Annotated in this window: 16 protein-coding genes, 1 other RNA gene and 1 other annotated feature; of the genes, 15 read left to right on the top strand and 2 right to left on the bottom strand. The window is 37.6% G+C overall.

The annotated features are described in order from the left end of the window. Position 1: 1 nt before the first annotated feature. The 5 genes from rnr (at position 2) to ASU02_RS10680 (ending at position 6,404) form a co-directional block, all read left to right on the top strand. Positions 2-2,350 (top strand): ribonuclease R, encoded by a 2,349-nt coding sequence (gene rnr, locus ASU02_RS10665; protein WP_057763404.1) that lies wholly within the window; start codon positions 2-4, stop codon positions 2,348-2,350. A gap of 310 nt (positions 2,351-2,660) precedes the next feature. After that, on the top strand, positions 2,661-3,128 hold the full coding sequence (smpB, locus tag ASU02_RS10670) for an SsrA-binding protein SmpB (RefSeq protein WP_057763405.1): 468 nt from the start codon (positions 2,661-2,663) through the stop codon (positions 3,126-3,128). 149 nt (positions 3,129-3,277) lie between these two features. Then, positions 3,278-3,638: a transfer-messenger RNA gene (ssrA, locus tag ASU02_RS25790) on the top strand. Positions 3,639-4,008: 370 nt separating this feature from the next. Continuing rightward, a complete protein-coding gene (locus tag ASU02_RS10675) occupies positions 4,009-4,605 on the top strand; it encodes a MarR family winged helix-turn-helix transcriptional regulator (protein WP_057763406.1) in 597 nt (198 codons plus the stop codon). 2 nt (positions 4,606-4,607) lie between these two features. Next, positions 4,608-6,404 (top strand): ABC transporter ATP-binding protein, encoded by a 1,797-nt coding sequence (locus ASU02_RS10680; protein ID WP_057763407.1) that lies wholly within the window; start codon positions 4,608-4,610, stop codon positions 6,402-6,404. Positions 6,405-7,039: 635 nt separating this feature from the next. Here ASU02_RS10680 and ASU02_RS10685 read toward each other — a convergent pair. After that, entirely contained in the window at positions 7,040-7,951 is a 912-nt protein-coding gene (locus tag ASU02_RS10685) for a DNA glycosylase (RefSeq protein ID WP_057763408.1), read from the bottom strand. A 176-nt stretch (positions 7,952-8,127) separates the two neighbouring features. On the opposite strand from ASU02_RS10685, the gene ASU02_RS10690 reads away from it, so the two are divergent. The 9 genes from ASU02_RS10690 to ASU02_RS10735 all read left to right on the top strand — a co-directional run bounded on the left by ASU02_RS10690 (position 8,128) and on the right by ASU02_RS10735 (position 17,656). Beyond that, positions 8,128-8,841: a 2OG-Fe(II) oxygenase gene (locus tag ASU02_RS10690; RefSeq protein WP_057763409.1), complete on the top strand. Its 714-nt coding sequence runs from the start codon at positions 8,128-8,130 to the stop codon at positions 8,839-8,841. A 241-nt stretch (positions 8,842-9,082) separates the two neighbouring features. After that, positions 9,083-9,721, top strand: coding sequence for a bifunctional transcriptional activator/DNA repair enzyme AdaA (locus ASU02_RS10695; protein WP_057763410.1), 639 nt, complete (start codon positions 9,083-9,085; stop codon positions 9,719-9,721). Then, positions 9,705-10,238 carry a methylated-DNA--[protein]-cysteine S-methyltransferase gene (gene adaB / locus ASU02_RS10700; RefSeq protein WP_057763411.1) on the top strand — a complete coding sequence of 178 codons (534 nt, stop codon included), beginning with the start codon at positions 9,705-9,707 and terminating at the stop codon, positions 10,236-10,238. Before ASU02_RS10695 ends, adaB begins: the two co-directional genes overlap by 17 nt. 31 nt (positions 10,239-10,269) lie before the next feature. Continuing rightward, positions 10,270-11,088, top strand: coding sequence for an SPL family radical SAM protein (locus ASU02_RS10705; RefSeq protein ID WP_057763412.1), 819 nt, complete (start codon positions 10,270-10,272; stop codon positions 11,086-11,088). Positions 11,089-11,621: 533 nt separating this feature from the next. Beyond that, positions 11,622-12,827 carry a quaternary amine ABC transporter ATP-binding protein gene (locus ASU02_RS10715; protein ID WP_057763414.1) on the top strand — a complete coding sequence of 402 codons (1,206 nt, stop codon included), beginning with the start codon at positions 11,622-11,624 and terminating at the stop codon, positions 12,825-12,827. Between the two features lie 4 nt (positions 12,828-12,831). Continuing rightward, positions 12,832-14,562 carry a glycine betaine ABC transporter substrate-binding protein gene (locus tag ASU02_RS10720; protein WP_057763415.1) on the top strand — a complete coding sequence of 577 codons (1,731 nt, stop codon included), beginning with the start codon at positions 12,832-12,834 and terminating at the stop codon, positions 14,560-14,562. A 735-nt stretch (positions 14,563-15,297) separates the two neighbouring features. Then, positions 15,298-15,798: a helix-turn-helix domain-containing protein gene (locus ASU02_RS10725; protein WP_057763416.1), complete on the top strand. Its 501-nt coding sequence runs from the start codon at positions 15,298-15,300 to the stop codon at positions 15,796-15,798. Then, the gene (locus ASU02_RS10730; RefSeq protein ID WP_057763417.1) at positions 15,795-16,790 is read left to right on the top strand and encodes a linear amide C-N hydrolase; all 996 of its coding nucleotides are present in this window, start codon (positions 15,795-15,797) and stop codon (positions 16,788-16,790) included. The genes ASU02_RS10725 and ASU02_RS10730 overlap by 4 nt, the downstream gene beginning before the upstream one ends. 272 nt (positions 16,791-17,062) lie before the next feature. Next, complete coding sequence (locus tag ASU02_RS10735; RefSeq protein ID WP_057763418.1) at positions 17,063-17,656, top strand: dienelactone hydrolase family protein; 594 nt, start codon at positions 17,063-17,065, stop codon at positions 17,654-17,656. Positions 17,657-17,973: 317 nt separating this feature from the next. Here the strand turns inward: ASU02_RS10735 and aspS are convergent, their stop codons facing one another. After that, positions 17,974-19,266: an aspartate--tRNA(Asn) ligase gene (gene aspS / locus ASU02_RS10740; protein WP_057763563.1), complete on the bottom strand. Its 1,293-nt coding sequence runs from the start codon at positions 19,264-19,266 to the stop codon at positions 17,974-17,976. Between the two features lie 107 nt (positions 19,267-19,373). Continuing rightward, positions 19,374-19,587, bottom strand: a binding site (T-box leader). Positions 19,588-19,968: 381 nt separating this feature from the next. Here aspS and ASU02_RS26970 point away from each other — a divergent pair. Then, a partial coding sequence (locus ASU02_RS26970) for a hypothetical protein (protein WP_232426224.1) occupies positions 19,969-20,162 on the top strand: 194 nt, incomplete at its 3' end.

The following is a 20,162-nucleotide window of genomic DNA, read 5'->3' on the forward strand; positions in this document are numbered from 1 at the left end:
AATGGAAAATAATATCCAAAAGATTATAGAAAAGCTCCTGTACTACATGAAGGATGAGGCATATAAGCCGCTAACTGTACAGGAAATGGAATCCGCATTTGGAATTGAGGATTCTTCCGATTTTAAAGATTTTGTAAAAGCGCTGGTGATGATGGAGGAAAAAGGCCTTGTCGTACGGACAAGAAGCAATCGGTACGGCCTTCCAGAAAAGATGAATCTCATCCGCGGAAAGCTGACTGGGCATGCGAAAGGCTTTGCCTTTGTTATTCCAGATGAACCTGGGATGGATGATATTTTTATCCCGCCAAATGAAACAAATAATGCGATGCATGGAGATATCGTTCTTGCACGTGTTAGTTCAGAAACGTCTGGCCAAAGAAGAGAGGGTACTGTTGTACGTGTTCTCGAGCGTGGAATCACGCAAATTGTCGGGACGTATACGGAAAGTAAAAATTTTGGTTTCGTGCTTCCTGATGATAAGAAGTTTACAAGCGATATCTTCATCCCGAAAGCGGCATCATTAGGTGCAGTAGAAGGTCATAAAGTTGTCGTGAAGCTGACAACTTATCCGGAAGGACGAAAGAGTGCAGAAGGAGAAGTCGTACAAATCCTTGGTCATAAAAATGATCCAGGTGTTGATATTCTTTCTGTTATCCATAAGCATAGTTTGCCAATGGAGTTTCCGGATGAGGTGCTTGAGCAGGCAACCAATACGCCTGAAACAATTGATCCAAGTGAATTGGCAAATCGGCGGGATTTAAGAAATCAAACAATCGTCACGATCGATGGAGCAGATGCGAAGGATTTGGATGATGCGGTTACTGTTACGAAGCTTGAAAATGGAAACTACAAGCTTGGTGTACATATCGCAGATGTTACCCACTATGTTCGTGAAGATTCGCCGATTGACCGTGAAGCAGCAGATCGCGCAACAAGTATTTATTTAGTTGATCGCGTCATTCCAATGATTCCTCATCGTTTATCAAATGGGATATGCTCATTGAATCCAAAAGTAGATCGGCTGACATTATCATGTGAGATGGAAATTGCTCCCGGTGGAGAGGTTGTTTCACATGAAATTTTCCAAAGTGTGATTAAAACAACGGAGCGAATGACTTATTCGGATGTGAATAAAATTCTCGAGGACCAAGATGAGGAGCTCATGAAGCGGTATGAGCCGCTTGTCCCGATGTTTCAGCTTATGGAAGAGCTCGCACAAATTCTACGAAGCAAGCGAATGAAGCGTGGAGCCATTGACTTTGATTTTAAAGAGGCAAAAGTGATTGTCGATGAAGAAGGCAAGCCGAATGATGTGGTTATTCGCGAACGTTCTGTTGCTGAACGGTTAATCGAAGAATTCATGCTAGCAGCCAATGAAACAGTGGCTGAGCATTTTCACTGGATGGAGGTACCATTTATCTATCGAATCCACGAGGATCCGAAGGAAGATAAGCTCAGAAGGTTCTTTGAATTTATCATCAATTTCGGTTATATCGTGAGAGGAACAGCAAATGCTGTTCATCCGCGTGCCTTGCAGGAAATTATTGAGGAAGTACAAGGAAAGCCAGAGGAAATGGTTGTTTCAACGGTCATGCTTCGCTCGATGCAACAGGCCAAATACGATCCAGAAAGCTTAGGTCACTTTGGCTTATCAACAGAATTTTATACACATTTCACTTCACCGATTCGCCGGTACCCAGATTTAATTGTGCATCGATTGATCCGAACGTATTTAATTGAAGGCAAGCTTGATCAAGCTACAAGAGAAAAATGGAATGCACAGCTTCCTGATATTGCGGAGCACTCTTCAAACATGGAGCGGAGAGCAGTCGAAGCAGAACGGGAAACGGACGAATTGAAAAAAGCAGAATATATGGAAGATAAAATCGGCGTGGAATATGACGGGATGATCAGCTCAGTGACAAACTTCGGAATGTTTGTCGAGCTGCCGAATACCATTGAAGGTCTCATCCACGTAAGCTATATGACAGATGATTATTATCGTTATGATGAGCGTCATTTAGCAATGATAGGCGAACGTACCGGCAATGTATACCGTATTGGGGATGAAATTACTGTCCGTGTTGTAAAAGTGAATAAAGAAGAGCGTTCAATCGATTTTGAAATTGTCGGCATGAAAGGGACGCGCAGACCGGAAACAAAGGACAAGCCGAAAATATTCCGAACAGGAAGCAGTGAGCGTAAACCGCGTAAAGGCAAATCTGACCAAAGCGCAGGAAGTCGCAATCGCACAGGTTCTGGGGCTAGTGATGGAAAGAAAAAGCCGAAAAAGAGCAGAGGGTATTATGAAAATGCCCCAAAAGCCAAGCGGAAAAATAAGAAACGCTAGTCCGCGGTACTTGAGGACTGGCCTATGGCTGTGAGTATAGAAATAAAGGGGCACAAGGTGATATAAGAGAGGTTTCCATGTGCCCGTGAAGCGTGAATAAAGGTAATTCAATGCCGCAAGAGGGGCTGTGATTTGCCTGTAAAGAGAGAAAATATATGAGGTATGGACCTTTGTCAAAAAGGTCCTCTCCTAGCTTGCAAATGCTCTTCATTGAGTGCCCTCTATTTTTTTGGTACAATATAAAAAACTTTATTCTATCTGACAGCCCCCATAAGTACTGACAGAATAGAAGAAGTAAGGGGGAATGGCAATGCCAAAGGGCGCAGGTAAAATGATCGCGCAAAATAAAAAAGCTTATCATGACTTTTCGATTGAAGAGACATACGAAGCTGGGATTGTCCTGCAGGGAACAGAGATTAAATCGATCAGACAAGGGAAGGTTAATTTGAAAGATTCCTATGCAAGGATTGAAAAGGGAGAAGTCTTTTTAATTGGAATGCACGTTAGCCCATATGAACAGGGCAACCGTTATAACCATGATCCGCTTCGAGAAAGAAAGCTGCTTCTGCATAATAAAGAAATTAGTAAACTGATTGGAGAAACGAAAGAAATCGGTTACTCACTTGTCCCATTAAAGCTTTATTTGAAAAATGGATACGCCAAGGTTTTAATTGGTCTCGCGAAAGGGAAAAAGAAATACGACAAGCGTGAAGACTTGAAAAAGAAAGAAGCAAAACGAGAAGTTGAACGAGCTTTCAGGGATAGGCAGAAAATGTAATTACAAAAACTTACAATTGAATTTGTGGCTATCTATGCTATAATAATAAATGTCACAGCAAGTGGCAGTAACAATCTTTAGCTCAGCTACTTGAGCATTCCGGATGTCGTCAGCGTGCAGAATGAGATTCGGCGCAGACCTATTATAATGGGGACGCTACGGATTCGACAGGGATAGTTCGAGCTTAGGTTGCGAGTCGAGGGGATCGGCCTCGTTAAAACGTCAAAGCCTATAACTGGCAAACAACAAAACAACTTCGCTTTTGCTGCTTAATTAGCGCATAGCGGTTCGTCCCTCCATTGCCCATGTGGTAGGGTAACGGACTCACTCTAAGTGGGCTACGCCGGATTCCACCGTCTGAGGAAGAAGGAAGAGAACAACCAGACTAGCTGACTGGACGCCTGTCGATAGGCAGAAGGGTTCAGCGAAATACGAATATGTCGACTACACTCGTAGAAGCTTAAGTGCCGATGTTTCTGGACGAGGGTTCGACTCCCTCCGTCTCCACCAAATACATATTTGGTGGTTTTTTATTTTCTGCTGTGACCTAAAGCATAAAATTTCCGATTGGAAACTTTATGCATTTTTTTTAGGAAATTTTATGCTTGATTATCATAAAAGAAAGAAAAGCCTAATCGGTTTTTCTATACCTTAGTAATGCCACGATTAATATATATAAACCTAAAATTCGATTATACAAGTGCAATAATATTTACATCATCTGTAGAAAGACCAATATGCGAATGGCATTGATAGTCTGGCAACACTTCCGCTATTTAATTTATTTAGTTTTGTGATTGACAAACAAAATAAAAGAGAAAATAATTTATTTTGTTGATAAGAAAACAAACTAAATAAATATAATTCAGGAGGTACTGATATGAAAAAAGATGAAATTCTTGATAAACTGTTGGAAATTACACACCAACCATTTCTCATTTTTGCAAATGAAGTAGAAGAAAAAACAGATAATGCTTTCGAAACGTTGAAGTTATTGTTAGAGAAAGAAAATGTGACAGCTGGTCATATTTCTGAAGCACTTGATATTAAACCGTCAAGCGTGACACAAATTATCAAAAAACTTGAAGAAGCTGGCACTGCAAAACGTGAAAAGTCCGAGCAAGATTCACGTGTAACAATTGTAAAAATTACGGATAAAGGCCGTGAAAGCTTAGATGAGCACGGTTCAATTTCAACTACGCTAAAAGATGTGCTTTTCCAAGGTTTTGCAGAAGATGAGCTTGAAGTGTTGGATAAATATCTTGAACGTATGGTTTCAAACATTTCAAGTGAAGATTTTCAAGAGAAGCTTAACGAAGTCTTTAGTAATGATAAACGCTGGGAACGTTTTGGAAAAATGAGTGCACACTTCGGTCGTGCACGTGAACAAATGTTGGAACGCAGTGGATTTGGTGGCTTCGGTGGTCGTGGATTCATTGGCGGCGGATTTGAAGGCTGGAAGAAAGGACGTAAATAATAATGGCAATGGGCGGCGGAAGAGGTGCCGATGATTCGGTCCGTAAAGATCAAACAAAATTTTCATTAGGACAATTTATTAAACTAATCAAAACAACACAGCCTAAATATCTTTTGTTGGTAATAGGTGTCTTGTTGTTAATGGCTTCATCTGGTGTACAAATATATGTACCAAAATTAGCAGCATCACTGGTCAATAACTTTTCAAAAGGAATTGACTATGGGTTATTAGGCAAAGTCGTGTCACTATTTATCGCCTCAGCAATTGTTTCCGCAATTGGTGGGACTATATTGGGGATTTTTGGAGAAAATGTTATTCAGAACTTACGTAAACACTTATGGGAAAAGTTAACAACTTTGAAAGTGAGCTACTTCGATACTGTCAAAGCTGGTGAAAGTTCAAGTCGTTTGGTAAACGATACTGCACAAGTCAAACAATTGCTAGCTGTAACATTCCCACAAACATTAGCTAGTATCATTACAGTCATCGGTACAGTTTACATGATGTTCAAGATGGACTGGCACATGACTGCAGCTATGGTTGTAGCTGTTCCAATTGTAGTAATCATTATGATGCCGATCATGGCATTTGGTACAAAAGTTGGTCATGTCCGTCAAGATGCGATGGCTCAATTTAATGGGATTGCGAGTGAAACATTAAGCGAAATTCGCTTGGTAAAAACCTCAAATGCGGAAAAGCAAGCACAAGTTCGTGCAAATAAAGAAGTCAACAAACTGTTCCGCGTTGGTAAAAAAGAAGCCGTTTTTGATGCAACAATGCAACCATTAATGATGATGGTATTTATGAGTATGGTCTTTGGACTTCTTGCTTATGGGATGCACCGTATTGCGATTGGTGAAATGCAAATCGGAATACTAATGAGTTTCTTGATGTATTTGTTTAACCTGATTGGAGCAATGCCAATAATTGCAACATTATTCTCAGAAATGGCTAAGGCTGCTGGTTCAACTCACCGTGTACAAGAATTGCTTGCTGAAGTGCCAGAAGACTTTACAAAAGGCAGTGAAGTTGATTTGGCTGGTAAAACTTTATCAGTGGAACATATGGATTTTGCCTACGAAGATGCGCCAGATGAACCAATCTTGCAAGGTATATCATTTGAGGCAAAACCAAATGAAATCATTGCCTTTGCAGGGCCTTCTGGTGGTGGGAAATCTACTATCTTTAGTTTACTTGAACGTTTCTATGAACCGACAAGTGGATCAATCAAATTTGGTGATACAAATGTTGACGATATCAATTTAACAAATTATCGTAGCCAAATCGGATACGTTTCACAGGATTCAGCGATTATGGCAGGTACAATCCGTGAGAATTTGACTTATGGATTAGAAAGTATGTTTACTGACGAACAACTTTGGAACGTTTTAGACTTAGCATTTGCACGTAAATTTGTTGAAGAAATGCCTAACAAGCTTGAAACAGAAGTAGGAGAACGTGGGGTGAAAATCTCTGGTGGTCAACGTCAACGTATTGCCATTGCTCGTGCCTTCTTGCGTAATCCTAAGATTTTAATGCTTGATGAAGCGACCGCAAGTCTTGATAGTGAATCAGAAATGAAAGTGCAAGATGCCTTAACAAACTTGATGAAAGGTCGTACTACTTTAGTAATCGCTCACCGCTTGGCAACAATTGTTGATAGCGATAAGATTTACTTTATTGAAAAAGGGCAAGTCACAGGATCAGGTACGCATGATGAATTGGTAAGTATGCATGAAACTTATGCGAAATACGTGGCTGAACAATTTAAGGTAGATACACGGGCAATATCGATGTAATGGAGAAACAGAGTCAATGGAACGTTTTCACTGAGGACTTGAAATCTTATTACACAGAAAACAACATTTCAACTGATTCTATAATTTAAACACATTTTATCAAGAGAACAAGTGTCCCATTTTTTTGTGGGCTCTTGTTCTTTTTTAGACTTATAAAAGTATTAAGAATTAGAATGTTAGAAGAATTGTATGCAGAAATAGAAAATAACCATATAAAGAAATTCAGTTAACACCGTTATTATTCAGAACGTTTTTTGATTTTTAAAATGAAGTACCAGAAGAAAAATATAGTAAGGATGAACTTTGAGATTTAGATATCTCTTATACTATTGTATTAATTTAAAGGAAGTAATTTTATGAATTTAACTCTTTTTTCCTTGTGAACCGATCTTATCTTTAAAGCGATAAATCACTATATAGTTTTTTTCTTTTGACTGTATTGTTCAATTTAAGGGTCATAATCTGGAAGCGTCAAGGCTTCCAGATAGGCTAGGGGCTCCCTAATCTAGGAGGTAAAGCCAAGCCCTATGTATAAAAAGTGTGTCTTATACTTGTTGTTCCTAAACAAGGTGCTTGTATATTTATATAGGGAGTTAAAGTTCATTCTCAATTTATTGAGTACATTCCGGTCTTAGTCAGTAAAGGACTCGCCATAAGTAAAAGGTGGCGTATGATTCCCAGTTCTTCCAAGGAAACGAGATTTCTTTGATTTCATCTTTCGTAGGCTTTCGGTCCATATTTCGTAACAGTTTTATCGAATTAATAAGACCCACATCATCGATTGGAAAAGCTGTCTGGAACCTGAGGCAGCGCATTAGAACATAATTGGCTGTCCATGGACCGATTCCTCGTATATTAATTAAGGTTTTTTCAGCATCTTTAAAGTTCATTTTCATTAATTTTTCCCTCGATAATTCTCCACTTGCCATTAATCTGGCAATTCCGATGATATATTCACTTTTCTTTACCGTCATTTTAATATCTGCTAGGTCGGCAGGTGTTAACTGTGCAATTCGTTCGTGCGATGGGAACACCCAATACGTTTTCTCATTCCATTTGATGGAATCGCCAAATCCTTCTACAAATTGCTTCTTTAAGGAGTAAGCGAAGGCTAAGTTAATTTGTTGCCCTAATACTCCCCAACATAAAGCTTCAAATAAATCGGGAATGCCGACAACTCGCAATCCATAGAATTTTTGAGCAGGCATTTTAAGTAATGGGTCTGCTTTTGCCATTTCATAAAATGGCGTTAAATCGTTATCAAGATCAAACCATTCGTGAATATATTTTACAATCTCTTCCCGTTTCCACTTTTCAATAGGTCTAGAATCGTTCAGGAATTGAACAACCATTTGTTTATTAGTGTTAATGCTTACCTGTACTAAGGACCGAATTTCCCCAATGGCTATAACTTTAGTAATGATATCGTTCTCTATTTCATACATGCATTCATTTTTTTCCCTTGTTAGATAGCCTAGGTTAGCATTCATATCAAAATTTTCAGGCAATGTAATTACAATAACATCATTGACTTCATGCCATGTCATTTTTTCATTCTCCTCATTTTTTACGATTTTCTATACTATTTGTTAAATTTTACTTTATCACATAAAAATCTTTACTAATTTTGTTATCTTGCTATTACATTCTAAATATCTTATTTTTTTCTATTTATGAGGTTATAGTGTTAGTTACCAAGAATGCTAAATAGGAGTGGATAAAAATGGTCCAAGACATAAAAACACGTGTCGAAAACTTAAATTGGGATTCAATTCAAAATGAATTAGATGAGCAAGGATTTGCACAGCTTCCTGCGATTTTAACAAAAGAGGAATGTGAATTGTTCATCGAATTGTATTGTGAGGAAGAGTCATATAGAACGACAATCAATATGACGAGATATCGCTTTGGGAATGGGGAGTATAAATATTTTTCCTATCCATTGCCTGAAATCATCCAAAGTTTAAGAGAGTCCTTTTATCTAGAATTGGCTAAAACAGCCAATCGATGGTTGAGTTATTTAAAGAAAACTGAACAGTTCCCAGATCATCTTCAAGATTTTTTGAACACCTGTGAAGAATATGAACAAACTAGACCGACACCTTTACTATTAAAGTATGAAACAGGCGGGTTTAATTGTTTGCATCAAGATTTATATGGTTACATATTTTTCCCATTTCAAGTAGTATTCGTTTTAAATCAGCGAGATAAGGACTATACGGGTGGAGAATCCCTATTAGTGGAACAAATTCCTCGTGCTCAGAGCAGGGGACATGTCATTACTTTAGAACAAGGGAGTGCGCTGATCTTTCCTACTAGCCATAGACCTGTTCCAGGTAAAAAAGGATATTACAAAAATACGGTTCGTCACGGAGTATGCACGGTTACATCTGGAGAACGATACGGTCTTGGAATCATTTTTCATGATTCTAAATAAAGTGAAACTTTGATCAGTGGGGTTTTTCTTCATCCCCCACTGATCATTAGTTAAACCAATCGGGCTTTTACGGGCTGTTCATCTCCCACCTAAACTTCTCCGATTTCTCTAAGTTTTTAGGTGGGAGTCTTACAGCCCGTTAATGCGGGATAAAAATTAATCTTCAATATCTTGCTATTCCATTCCTAGAATTGTACATTCTGAATTTATAAGGAGTAAATTGTAAGGAGAGGTGAGAGAAATGCCGGATAGGATTAATAACGGACATAAAGAGAGCCATGATCATAGAACTTTGAATAATGTAGAAATGATAACAGATGAAAAGTGGGAAGCAATTATAAATAATGATACCGCGTACAATAATCAATTTTTCTACGCTGTAAAGTCGACGGGAATATTCTGTAAGCCATCCTGTAAATCTCGCGTTCCGAAAAAAGAAAATGTATGCATTTTTTCAAATGCGGCCCAAGCTCTCCGCGCAAATTTTCGCCCTTGCAAACGCTGCAAGCCCACGAATGAAAATCTGCCTGATAGCGAGTGGGTTGATTTAATTACTGAATACATTGATAAAAATTTCACGGAAAAATTAACTCTAGAATCGTTAGCTAATATTTGTCATGGGAGTCCGTATCATATGCATCGAACATTTAAAAAGATTAGAGGCATTACGCCGGTTGAGTATATACAGCAAGTTAGAGTACACGCGGCTAAAAAGTATTTGATTCAGACAAATAAAGCGATTGGAGATATCGCCATATGTGTGGGTATGGCTAATGCGCCTTATTTTATTACTTTATTTAAAAAGAGAACTGGACAGACACCAGCGCAATTTCGTCAAATGAGTAAAATGGAGGAAAAGTATAATGGAAATAAAGAATAAACCAGCCCTTTATTGGTCTTTACTAAAGTTTAAGATTTGGAATTTTTATATCGCTTCAACTTCAAAGGGGCTTGTGTTTGTAGGTTCGCAGAACAAACCATTCGAGGAATTGTCCGAATGGGCTAAGAAACGCTTCCCAGGAAGCCCTCTTGTTGAAGATGATGAAAAGCTTGAACCCTATGTCGTTGAGATCACTCAGTATCTAGAAGGAAAGCGGAAGACCTTTACTGTTCCAATTGAGTACGCAGGTACGCAATTTCAGCTAGCAGTCTGGAATGCACTGTGTGATATTCCTTATGGACAGACGAAATCTTATTCCGACATTGCAAATGATATAAATAAACCGGAAGCTGTTCGTGCTGTAGGTACGGCTATTGGGGCGAATCCGGTATTAATTACTGTACCGTGTCATCGTGTAATAGGAAAGAATGGCTCATTAACTGGCTATCGTGGCGGATTAGATATGAAGACACTGCTCCTGGATCTGGAAAAGCGAGCTTCATCCAGCAATGAGTAATGATTGCCGTACAATGAATGGGGGTACTGTCATGAAAAGTGAATTATTCTATAAAAGTCCGAAAACCATTCTGAATAAAGGGACTGGCTTTCTTTCTGGATATACTCATTCACTAAATCCTTATACAGGCTGTTCATTTGGGTGTTCCTATTGTTATGTACGCAGAATGCCTGTCTCTCTTTTTCGAGAAGGGGAATGGGGAAATTGGGTCGATGTTAAAAACGGAGCTGCGAATTTATTAAAAAAGGAGCTCCTTCGCGCCAAAGCCAAAGGGAAAGTAACCATTTTTATGTCATCAAGTACAGACCCGTATCAACCAATAGAGTATAAGGAAAAAGTGACGCGATCTTTACTGGAAGTGATGGCAGAAGATCCCCCTGACTTCCTATTCGTACAGACTAGAAGCCCGCTTGTAAGTCGTGATATCGATTTGCTGCAGCATTTTAAAGATAAAGTTCGGGTAAGTATGACAGTAGAGACCGATAGGGAAGATATTCGCAAGCATTTTACGCCAAATGCTCCCCCTATTCCAGCAAGGCTTAAAACACTCGAACTGCTTGCTGAGTTCGGTATTCCTGCACAGGTTGCCATCGCACCTGTATTGCCAAGCAGTGAGCGATTTGCAGAAATATTGCGTCCCTTGGTTAACCGAGTATGTATTGACGATTATTTTATGGGGGACGGCAGTGGTGGGAAACGGACACATAAGATGGGCTTACAAGCGTTATATAAAAATCTGGAAATGGAAGAATGGTATCATCCATCCGTCTATCAAATGGTTTATAAACGAATGCGGCAGTATTTTTCAGAGGATGAAATTTTCATTAGCCAGAAGGGGTTCGAACCCTAACGTTATCATTTTATTTTGGAACTAAAAATGCTTTTATAACAGGTTTCGAATTTTTATGTGGTTGTATCTTTTAACGAAGCAGCCTTAAATGCACAATTGCAAAGATTTTAAGCTAGAAGGTAGATTGCGAAATAAGACAAGGGGTACATTACAGATTTATAAAGAAGTTGTAGCAGTTAATGTAGTTACTTTGGGCACTATCATTAAATTTGATGTAGTTGATAATTATTTATTGGCTTCTGCAGCTAGTCAAATTAATCAATCTTTAACAATAAGAGATCACTGAACTGGCTGATCTTTTTTATAAAAGAGTAATAGGATATGAAACTTTTCTTTCAAAGGAAATATTTCATATCCTTTTTGTATTGGAATGGAAATTTGTATCTCATCAATTTTTCGATCTTTTTGATGTGATCAGATCATTCAATGGGTTCATACTATTTTCCCTTCTCCTATGGAATCTTTCATACTGAGATACACAATAGGGAAAACTAAATAGGGACTTGGCGAGATTAATAAAATGAGGTGATTTGGTGAATCCATATGTAGAAGTCAGGAATGTCTCAAAGATTTTTGGTAAATCTCCTAAAGCTGCCATTGATTTATTGAAACAGGGCAAATCAAAGAAAGAAATCTTAAAAGAAACAGGGCTCACGGTTGGTGTGAATAATGTTAGTTTTAAAATTTACCCCAGTGAAATTTTTGTCATCATGGGTTTATCTGGAAGTGGAAAGTCAACCTTAATTCGAATGTTTAACAGGCTGATCGATCCTACAATTGGAGAAATACTAATAAAAAATGAAGACATCGTTAAAATGAATGCCGCAAGATTACGGGAAACCAGACAAAAAAGAATCAGTATGGTTTTTCAAAACTTTGCCCTCTTTCCACATAAAACGATTCTCGAAAACGCTGAATTTGGTCTTGAAATTAAGAAAGTCGCTCCGGATGAACGCCGCAAAAAAGCGATGAATGCATTAGAAGCTGTTGGGTTAAAAGGTTACGAACATCAATACCCTTCACAATTAAGCGGTGGAATGCAACAAAGGGTTGGTCTTGCTAGAGCTCTTGCAAGTGATACAGATATTATCTTGATGGACGAAGCCTTCAGCGCCTTAGATCCGTTAATTCGTAAAGATATGCAGGATGAATTAATGGGCATTCAAGAACAATACCAGAAAACGATTATTTTTATCACCCATGATTTAGATGAAGCACTGCGAATTGGGGATCGAATTGCTCTGATGAAAGATGGCAGTGTCATTCAACTTGGGACACCTGAAGAAATTATGATCAAGCCCGCAAATGAATTTGTTGAAAAGTTTGTTGAAGATGTTGATTTATCAAAAGTTATAACGGCGTCACATGTGATGAAGCGAGGCGAAAAAATCGGTGTAGACCGAGGTCCAAGAGTTGCATTGGAAATTATGCGAAATCAAGGATATTCCAGCATATTTATTGTAGACCGTAAGAATAAATTACTGGGGGCAATTACAGCTGAACAAGCACGTCAAGCCATTGATCAAAATCAATCCATTGCCGAAGCAATGACAACGGATATCCCAACGGTATCAGAAGATACATTACTTACAGATCTAATGGAAGTGATCGCAACATCCAATTTGCCGATATCTGTTATTGATGAAGAAAATCGATTCAAAGGAATTGTGATACGCGGGGCAGTTATTGGTGCTTTAACGGGAAATAAAGATTCTTTGAATGAATTGGAGAGTGACTAAATAAATGGATATTCCCAAAATTCCTTTAGGAGAATGGGTAGATTCTTTTGTTGCATGGTTGACCATTGCGATGGCTGGACTCTTTACCTTTATAACCAATTTAATCGATGGGCTATTGGATGTAATAGCGGATGTATTAAGTGTAGGTCCTCCCATCGTCTTAATTCTCTTCTTGACTCTTTTGGTTACCTATACAAGTAGATGGCCATTAGGAGTTTTTACGTTCATTAGTTTACTATTGATTGATAATCTTGGTTATTGGGATTCAAGTATACAAACTCTTGCGATTGTATTATTATCAGGATTGCTTACGATCATCATTGGGATCCCCCTAGGAATCTGGTGTGCTCAAAGAAAAACAGTGCAAAACATCGTTACACCTATTTTAGACTTTATGCAGACCATGCCTGCATTTGTGTATTTAATTCCATCCATTTTATTTTTTGGGATTGGAGTCGTACCAGGAATTATTGCCTCCTTTATTTTCGCTATTGCACCAACCATACGTATGACGAATCTTGGTATTCAGAAAGTGCCTAAAGATTTAATTGAAGCGACAAATGCTTTTGGGGCAACTACCAGTCAAAAATTGTTCAAAGTTCAATTACCTTTGGCTACTCCAACCATTATGGCAGGTGTTAACCAAAGTATTATGCTTGCTCTATCGATGGTTGTTACGGCATCGTTAGTTGGTGCACCTGGACTTGGAGCAGATGTTTATCGAGCGGTTAGCCAAATTGACGTTGGGCAAGGATTTGAAGCTGGATTATCGATCGTCTTCATTGCTATTATTCTTGACCGTATCACGCAAAATTTACGGAACCCGGCTTACAGACATGTTGTTAAGCCTAAAATAGCGTTTTCAATTTTTGCTTTTCTTGTAGTTGTTACGGCAATTGTTGTTGCGATTCCAAAAGACAAGGCTGCTGTGAATGATAATGCGAATGGGATTGGTGCCCAAACAGATTATGAAATTGTTGGGATTGAACCTGGAGCAGGCTTGATGGGGTTGACAAGTACAGCACTAGAAGATTACCAGTTAGATGATTGGACGTTACTCGAAGGCTCTTCTGCTGCAATGGTTGCTGAACTGCAGAAAGCCTATAATACTCAAGAACCCATTATTATCACAGGATGGTCACCACATTGGATGTTCTCCTCATTCGATTTGAAATATCTGGAGGACCCGAAAGGATCCTTTGGTGGGGCTGAAAGTATTCATACAATCGTAAGAAAAGGTCTTGAACAGGATGCACCTGGTGCCTATAAAATCCTTGATCAATTTTCTTGGGAACCAAGTGATATGGAAGCCGTAATGGTCGATATTACAAATGGAATGGATCCAACAGAAGCGGCTGAAAAGTGGATTGATGCCAATCCTGACAAAGTTTCTAAATGGACAAACGGTGCACAAACAGGAAGTGGCCAACCGATCAATCTTGTTTTTGTTGCTTGGGACACAGAAATAGCTAGTACGCATGTTATTGGCAAGGTTCTTGAGCAAAATAGATATGACGTGACCTTAAGCCAAGTTGAAGTTGGGCCAATGTTTGCCGGTGTAGCCAATGGAAGTGTGGACGGGATGGTTGGTGCATGGCTCCCAACTACGCATGTTGAGTATTATAATACCTATAAGAAGGATTTCATTGACCTTGGACAAAATCTTCAAGGGACGAAGAATGGACTTGTTGTACCAGAATATGTCAACATTGATTCGATTGAAGACTTGAAATAATATAACAAGTGGATGCGTTATTGAAGAACAATTAAGTAATTTTGGATTGTGACAAATCTTAGTTATTCTTTCTGGCGCGACTGTTTACCAACATAGATAGAAAATGATCAATCTTTTTTATAAAAACCCATCTTTATTCTACTAATAAGAATCCATTTTGATTAATTTTTTTCAAAATGGATTTTTTCTTTTTATCGTAAAATACTGTCTTGAGGGGTATTTTTGAACAATATTTATTTGAAAGCAACATTTCATTCTATGTCGTTACTGTCTGAACTTAGTATCCAGATAGGTTCTTTGTAATGGACAGTTTAATAGTAATGAAGTTTTAAGGTAGAAAGGCAGTTAATATATAGGGTACTATAACCCTGAAAAGAGTTAACAAACTCTTTCAGGTTTTTTCTTAGGGGAAAATGTTCTGTACCAAGATAATAAAGGTGGTTAATTTACAATTGAGTCTTTTAAAAAATAATAAATTTATTATAAAATGCGAGTTAATCTATTCAATAATCGGGCCAGATTGTTGCACAACACCTAGATATCTAGGTTAAAGCTTAGAATGGATTTATGAAATTTTGTACTTAAAGCAGGTTAGTTCATAACCTGCTTTATTTTCACTTTCTTTCGGAAGCGCAATTTTTTTAACTTAACAAATTACGATTGACATATTTTACGTCAATGTTATGATTGACATATATTATGTCAGACGTATTTTACGTCAGGAAGGTGATTCAGATGAAAATGAGTTCACAAGAATCAATAACAGTTTTACAATACTTGGCTCTTATCAATCAAGTCTCGTATGTTAGTGTATGTAGGGCTGTGGGGATTACTCCACAGCAATTTTCCGATTGGGTCAAAAAACGACGTCCTGTTCCTAAGGAGAGGCTGCAATCTTTAGCAGAGTATTTTGAGATTGAGGCAGATTTATTAATCGATGAAAAGAATAATTTACAAGAACTAACACAAGAAAAGAAGATTGATATTCAAATTCTTTTCCTTAATCAAAAGTTAGATAAAGGCGAGAATGAATTTGAAATGGAAGAGTATCGTGAGAAATTAGTTCTTCTTCAAACCGAAAAAGAGAAATATATCCTAATTAGTAGATTTGACGCCATAATTAGTCCAAACAAGGAACAAACCCGTAGAATTTGCGAAGCTTTCTTAGATCAAATGGAAAACGGTAATTATGTCTTACTTGAACAATTGCTAAATCCGAAGGAGGAAAATACATGAGTACAGCTTTTCAAATCAATCAAAATGGTGAGTATCTTGTCTGTAAGAATCAAGATGTGATATACAATGGGGTTTATTTATTTACAAACCAACGTGGTGTTCGAAAGACCGCTTTAATGCTGCCACCCACTCAGCCAGCTTCTTGGGTTTCTGCTTACGGAAGTTTAACCGTTTCACAGATTGGAAAGGAAAATCCGAATGGCGGTATAAATGAAAAAGGTCTTGTTGTGGAGCAGACCACTCTTTGGCAAACTGAATATCCTGCTTCTGACGTACGTCCTGCAGTAAACGAGTTACAATGGATTCAATATTTATTGGACACATGTAGTACGGTTCAAGAAGTCCTGGAAGTAGCCCCATCTATTCGGATAGACCAGAGTACATCTAGATTACACTACCTAATCGCAGACAAAATTGGGGATCGTGCAGTAATAGAATTCTTAAATGGGAAAATGACCATCTATAGGGGAGAATTACCTCTTCCAGTAATAGTGAATTCCCCTTATAAAGAAGCGTTGAAAGAAATTGAGAGTGGAAAAACAAATTGGTCTGATTGTGGTGAATATCAGGAGAACTCAATGCAAAGGCTATTAACAGTTTCGAAAAGAATGCCAGAAATTTCAAATCATATCGATATAATTGATTTTGCTTTCGAAGTATTGACCTCTGCAAGGCGTGAGGATACAGTCTTTAGTCTTGTGTATGATATTAACCGAATGGAAGTTCATGCTTGTACCAACCGAAATCCCGAGAGAAAAACTATAAAAACGTTGGATTTTGATTTTGCAAATGGATTACCTTCTCAATCTGTCGATCTTCAGCGTCTTAGAGCAAAAAATGTAACTGAACAATTTGAAACTTACAATACAGAATTTAATCACAAGGCTGTGAATTCATTTTTTAGAGACCCAACATTGACAGCAATATTTAAATGGGAAATTTCAGATGAGATGGTTCATTTTTTAGCATGCTACCCTGATTCATTTTCTTAGTTAAGCTAACAAATACCCCTGTAAAATTACTCGAGGTCTTCTGGAACTATCGAGGGGAGCATTAATACAATAAAAATAGATAGAGGGCTGTATTGATTCTTTTATATTATTCCGCGAACAGCGTAATTCTGCAACAGGAATGACGCCTTTTCTTTATGTAATGGGCCATTTTTTGAATAAGAAAAGAAGATATATGGGGGAATGCTCATTAACGGACAGGTTGAAATGATATAATTATTAACAATGTGGATATCATTTATGGGGTGAATAGGGTGCTTAAAATAAACAAAAATTCCGATAAACTAATTATAGTCGTTCACGAAATATATGGAATTAACCAACATATGGTGGATGTATGTGAATTACTTTCAGAAGAAAATTTTGATATTATTTGCCCAGATTTATTACAACAGGATTTCCCCTTTGATTATTCGCAAGAGGAAAAAGCTTACCAAAATTTTATGGATAATGTAGGTTTCTCTAACGGATTACATAAAATAAAAAGTATCTTATTAGAAAGTAAAGATGAGTATTCAAAAATATTTATTATTGGATTTAGTGTAGGGGCAACGGTTGCTTGGCTGTGTTGTGAGGAAGAATGTGTTGATGGTATTGTTGGATACTATGGTTCACGGATAAGGGACTATGTAAATATAAATCCAAATTGTCCGGTATTGTTATTTTTTCCGGATAAGGAAAAATCATTTAATGTTAATGAATTAGTTTCAACAATTGATAAAGCAAATATCGATGCACGTATTTGTAGGGGGAAGCACGGATTTAGTGATCCATACTCTTCTAAATACAATGAAGAATTAGCTCGAAATACATTTAGAGAAACATTGAACTTCTTCAAAAATAACTGAGTTTTTTTCCGTTAACCAGCCAATAGAATTTCCTCTTGTATTCCATAAAAAATAGGGCGCAATTCAGCAGCAGGAATTGGGGGGGTTCATGAAAATGCGGATTTACAACGCTAAGTCTATTTTCAAGACGATTCCCCTAATGGAAGGGCTTCTTTATTTGACTTGTTTCACTTAGAGCAATTTAACGAATATCTGTTACTTTATTTTAGTAACGGGGGAGAAAGTAGGGAAACTTGTTATAAAAATAAGAAAACCCACTATATGAAGTGGGCCTAATTATTACTGAACAGGCTATAATAAACAGCATAATAGTCCATTTATGGTGTTAACCTATTGATGTCACGAGGAAAAGCACTTGCCTCTCGAACGTTCATTAATCCAAGGAGTTTAGCAGTTAAACGTTCCAGTCCAATAGCGAAACCTCCGTGCGGCGGAACACCGTATTTGAACGTGTTTAAATAATTTTCGAAGTTTTCCTCGTTAAGTCCTTTTTCTCTGAAAGATGCTGCAAGCATTTCATATTCGTGAATTCGTTCACCTCCAGAAGTTATTTCTAGACCTTTATATAAGAGATCAAATGACTTAGTTAATCCGTTTTCCGAAGGCATCGTATACATAGGTCTACTTTCTCTCGGGTACTCTGTAATAAAGACAAAATCACTCCCCGTTGTTTCTTTTATATAATTTGCAATAAGTTTTTCGCCTTCAGAATTTAGGTCACCTTCAGACATTTCTTTTTTATAACGCTTCTTTAGAATTTCACTTGCTTCATGTACTGTTAGTTTTGGAATTTCCATGATATTTGGTACCTCAATTTTCAAAAGGTTTAACTCATTTTTATTTTTTTCTTTTACTTTTTCAAACATATATTTTAAAACTTCAGTTTCAAGTTCCATTAATTCTTCAAAGCCTTCAATAAAACCCAATTCAACATCCAAAGAAATATATTCATTTAAATGTCTTGAGGAGTTGTGTTCTTCTGCCCTGTAAACAGCTCCAATTTCAAATACACACTCAAGACCTGAAGCCACCATCATCTGTTTATAAAATTGGGGAGATTGTGCAAGAAATGCTTCTTTCCCAAAATAATTCAATGTAAAAACATTGGCTCCACCCTCTGCACCTTGAGAAACAATTTTCGGTGTAAAAATTCTAATGAATCCCAGGCCTGTTAAATATTCACGAAATGCTTCTTCAAGGGTTGCTTTTATTTTAAAAATCGAAGCTATTTTTTCATGACGGAGTGATAATACCCGATGATTTAAAAGGTTCTCAAGTCCTGCCTTCACTTCTTTTTTATTTACCTCAAAAGGCAGCAAACTATTTTTGTTCATCACTTTCACAGATTTTGATAGCAGCTCAACGCCAAGTGATGTTTGATTTGTTGAAACCACTTCTCCAGTAGCTTCTATAACACTTTCTGTTTCTACAATGAACCCAGCAAGTTCTCCTTCTAATACACATTGGATTTCACCAGTTCGATCTCTTATCACTAAAAAGCTAATGTTTCCAAGATGTCTTACTTTTTTAACCCAACCTTGTACTTTTACTGTTTCTCCAACTTTTTTTACACACTCTTTGGCGAGTGTACGTTTTAGATTTGTATACATGACAGTTCCTCCTAAAATTTTTAATTTTTGATTTTTTTTATCATCATCATCATCATCCACGGACACTCACCTCCTTTAAATAAAAAAACTCCCGCCCCTGACAATTTGTCAGGGACGAGAGCTTATCTCGCGGTACCACCCTAATTGCTGCGTTCGCAGCCACCTCAAAGCTTATTAACGGTTGCAAACCGTCTATCCCTACTTTTTTCAGGATATCACTCACAGGTGTCTTTCAATCATTATTTAACACAATCTTTCCAGCTGCCGATTGCTCTCTTTAGTTAAAGGGAATGACTTACTTTTCCTGTTCATCGTTTTATGAATATTTTAAAAATTATTATATCCATTCTTCTTTTTATTTTCAACAAAATAATTATTTCCTTCAGAAAAATTGCTAATGAACGATATCTTTTTGGGAATTCGATTTTCACATAGTCCCGCCAATATAGTATGCCGTTTTTTTATCAACAGGCTTTCGATCATTTCTTTCCATTTTTAGGTGAGTGGATTGTCTACCATTTTTTGAGCAAAGACTAAATCCCAATCATGATATTCAAAATCTATTAATAGCTTGTTTCTAATTGTAGTTAATAGATTTTTTCTTTTGTTAGAGAAGCAGTGATTATTTTTGATAAAACTGTCCAGGCATCTTAATTATCTTTGAATATATAATTTTATAGATAATTGAGAAAGGATGATAAAATGAAACATTATATTATTCCTCCTTCCTGGCTTCAATCCTCTAATTCACAGTTTAGAGGATGCTGTCCACTGTTTCCAATTCCAAAATCGCACGGACACATGTGTAATTGTCCTCCTGGCCCAGAAGGCCCGCAAGGCCCGCAAGGCCCGCAAGGCCCAGAAGGCCCGCAAGGCCCGCAAGGCCCGCAAGGCCC

Source organism: Cytobacillus praedii (genome assembly GCF_001439605.1).
GTDB lineage: Bacteria > Bacillota > Bacilli > Bacillales > Cytobacillaceae > Cytobacillus > Cytobacillus praedii.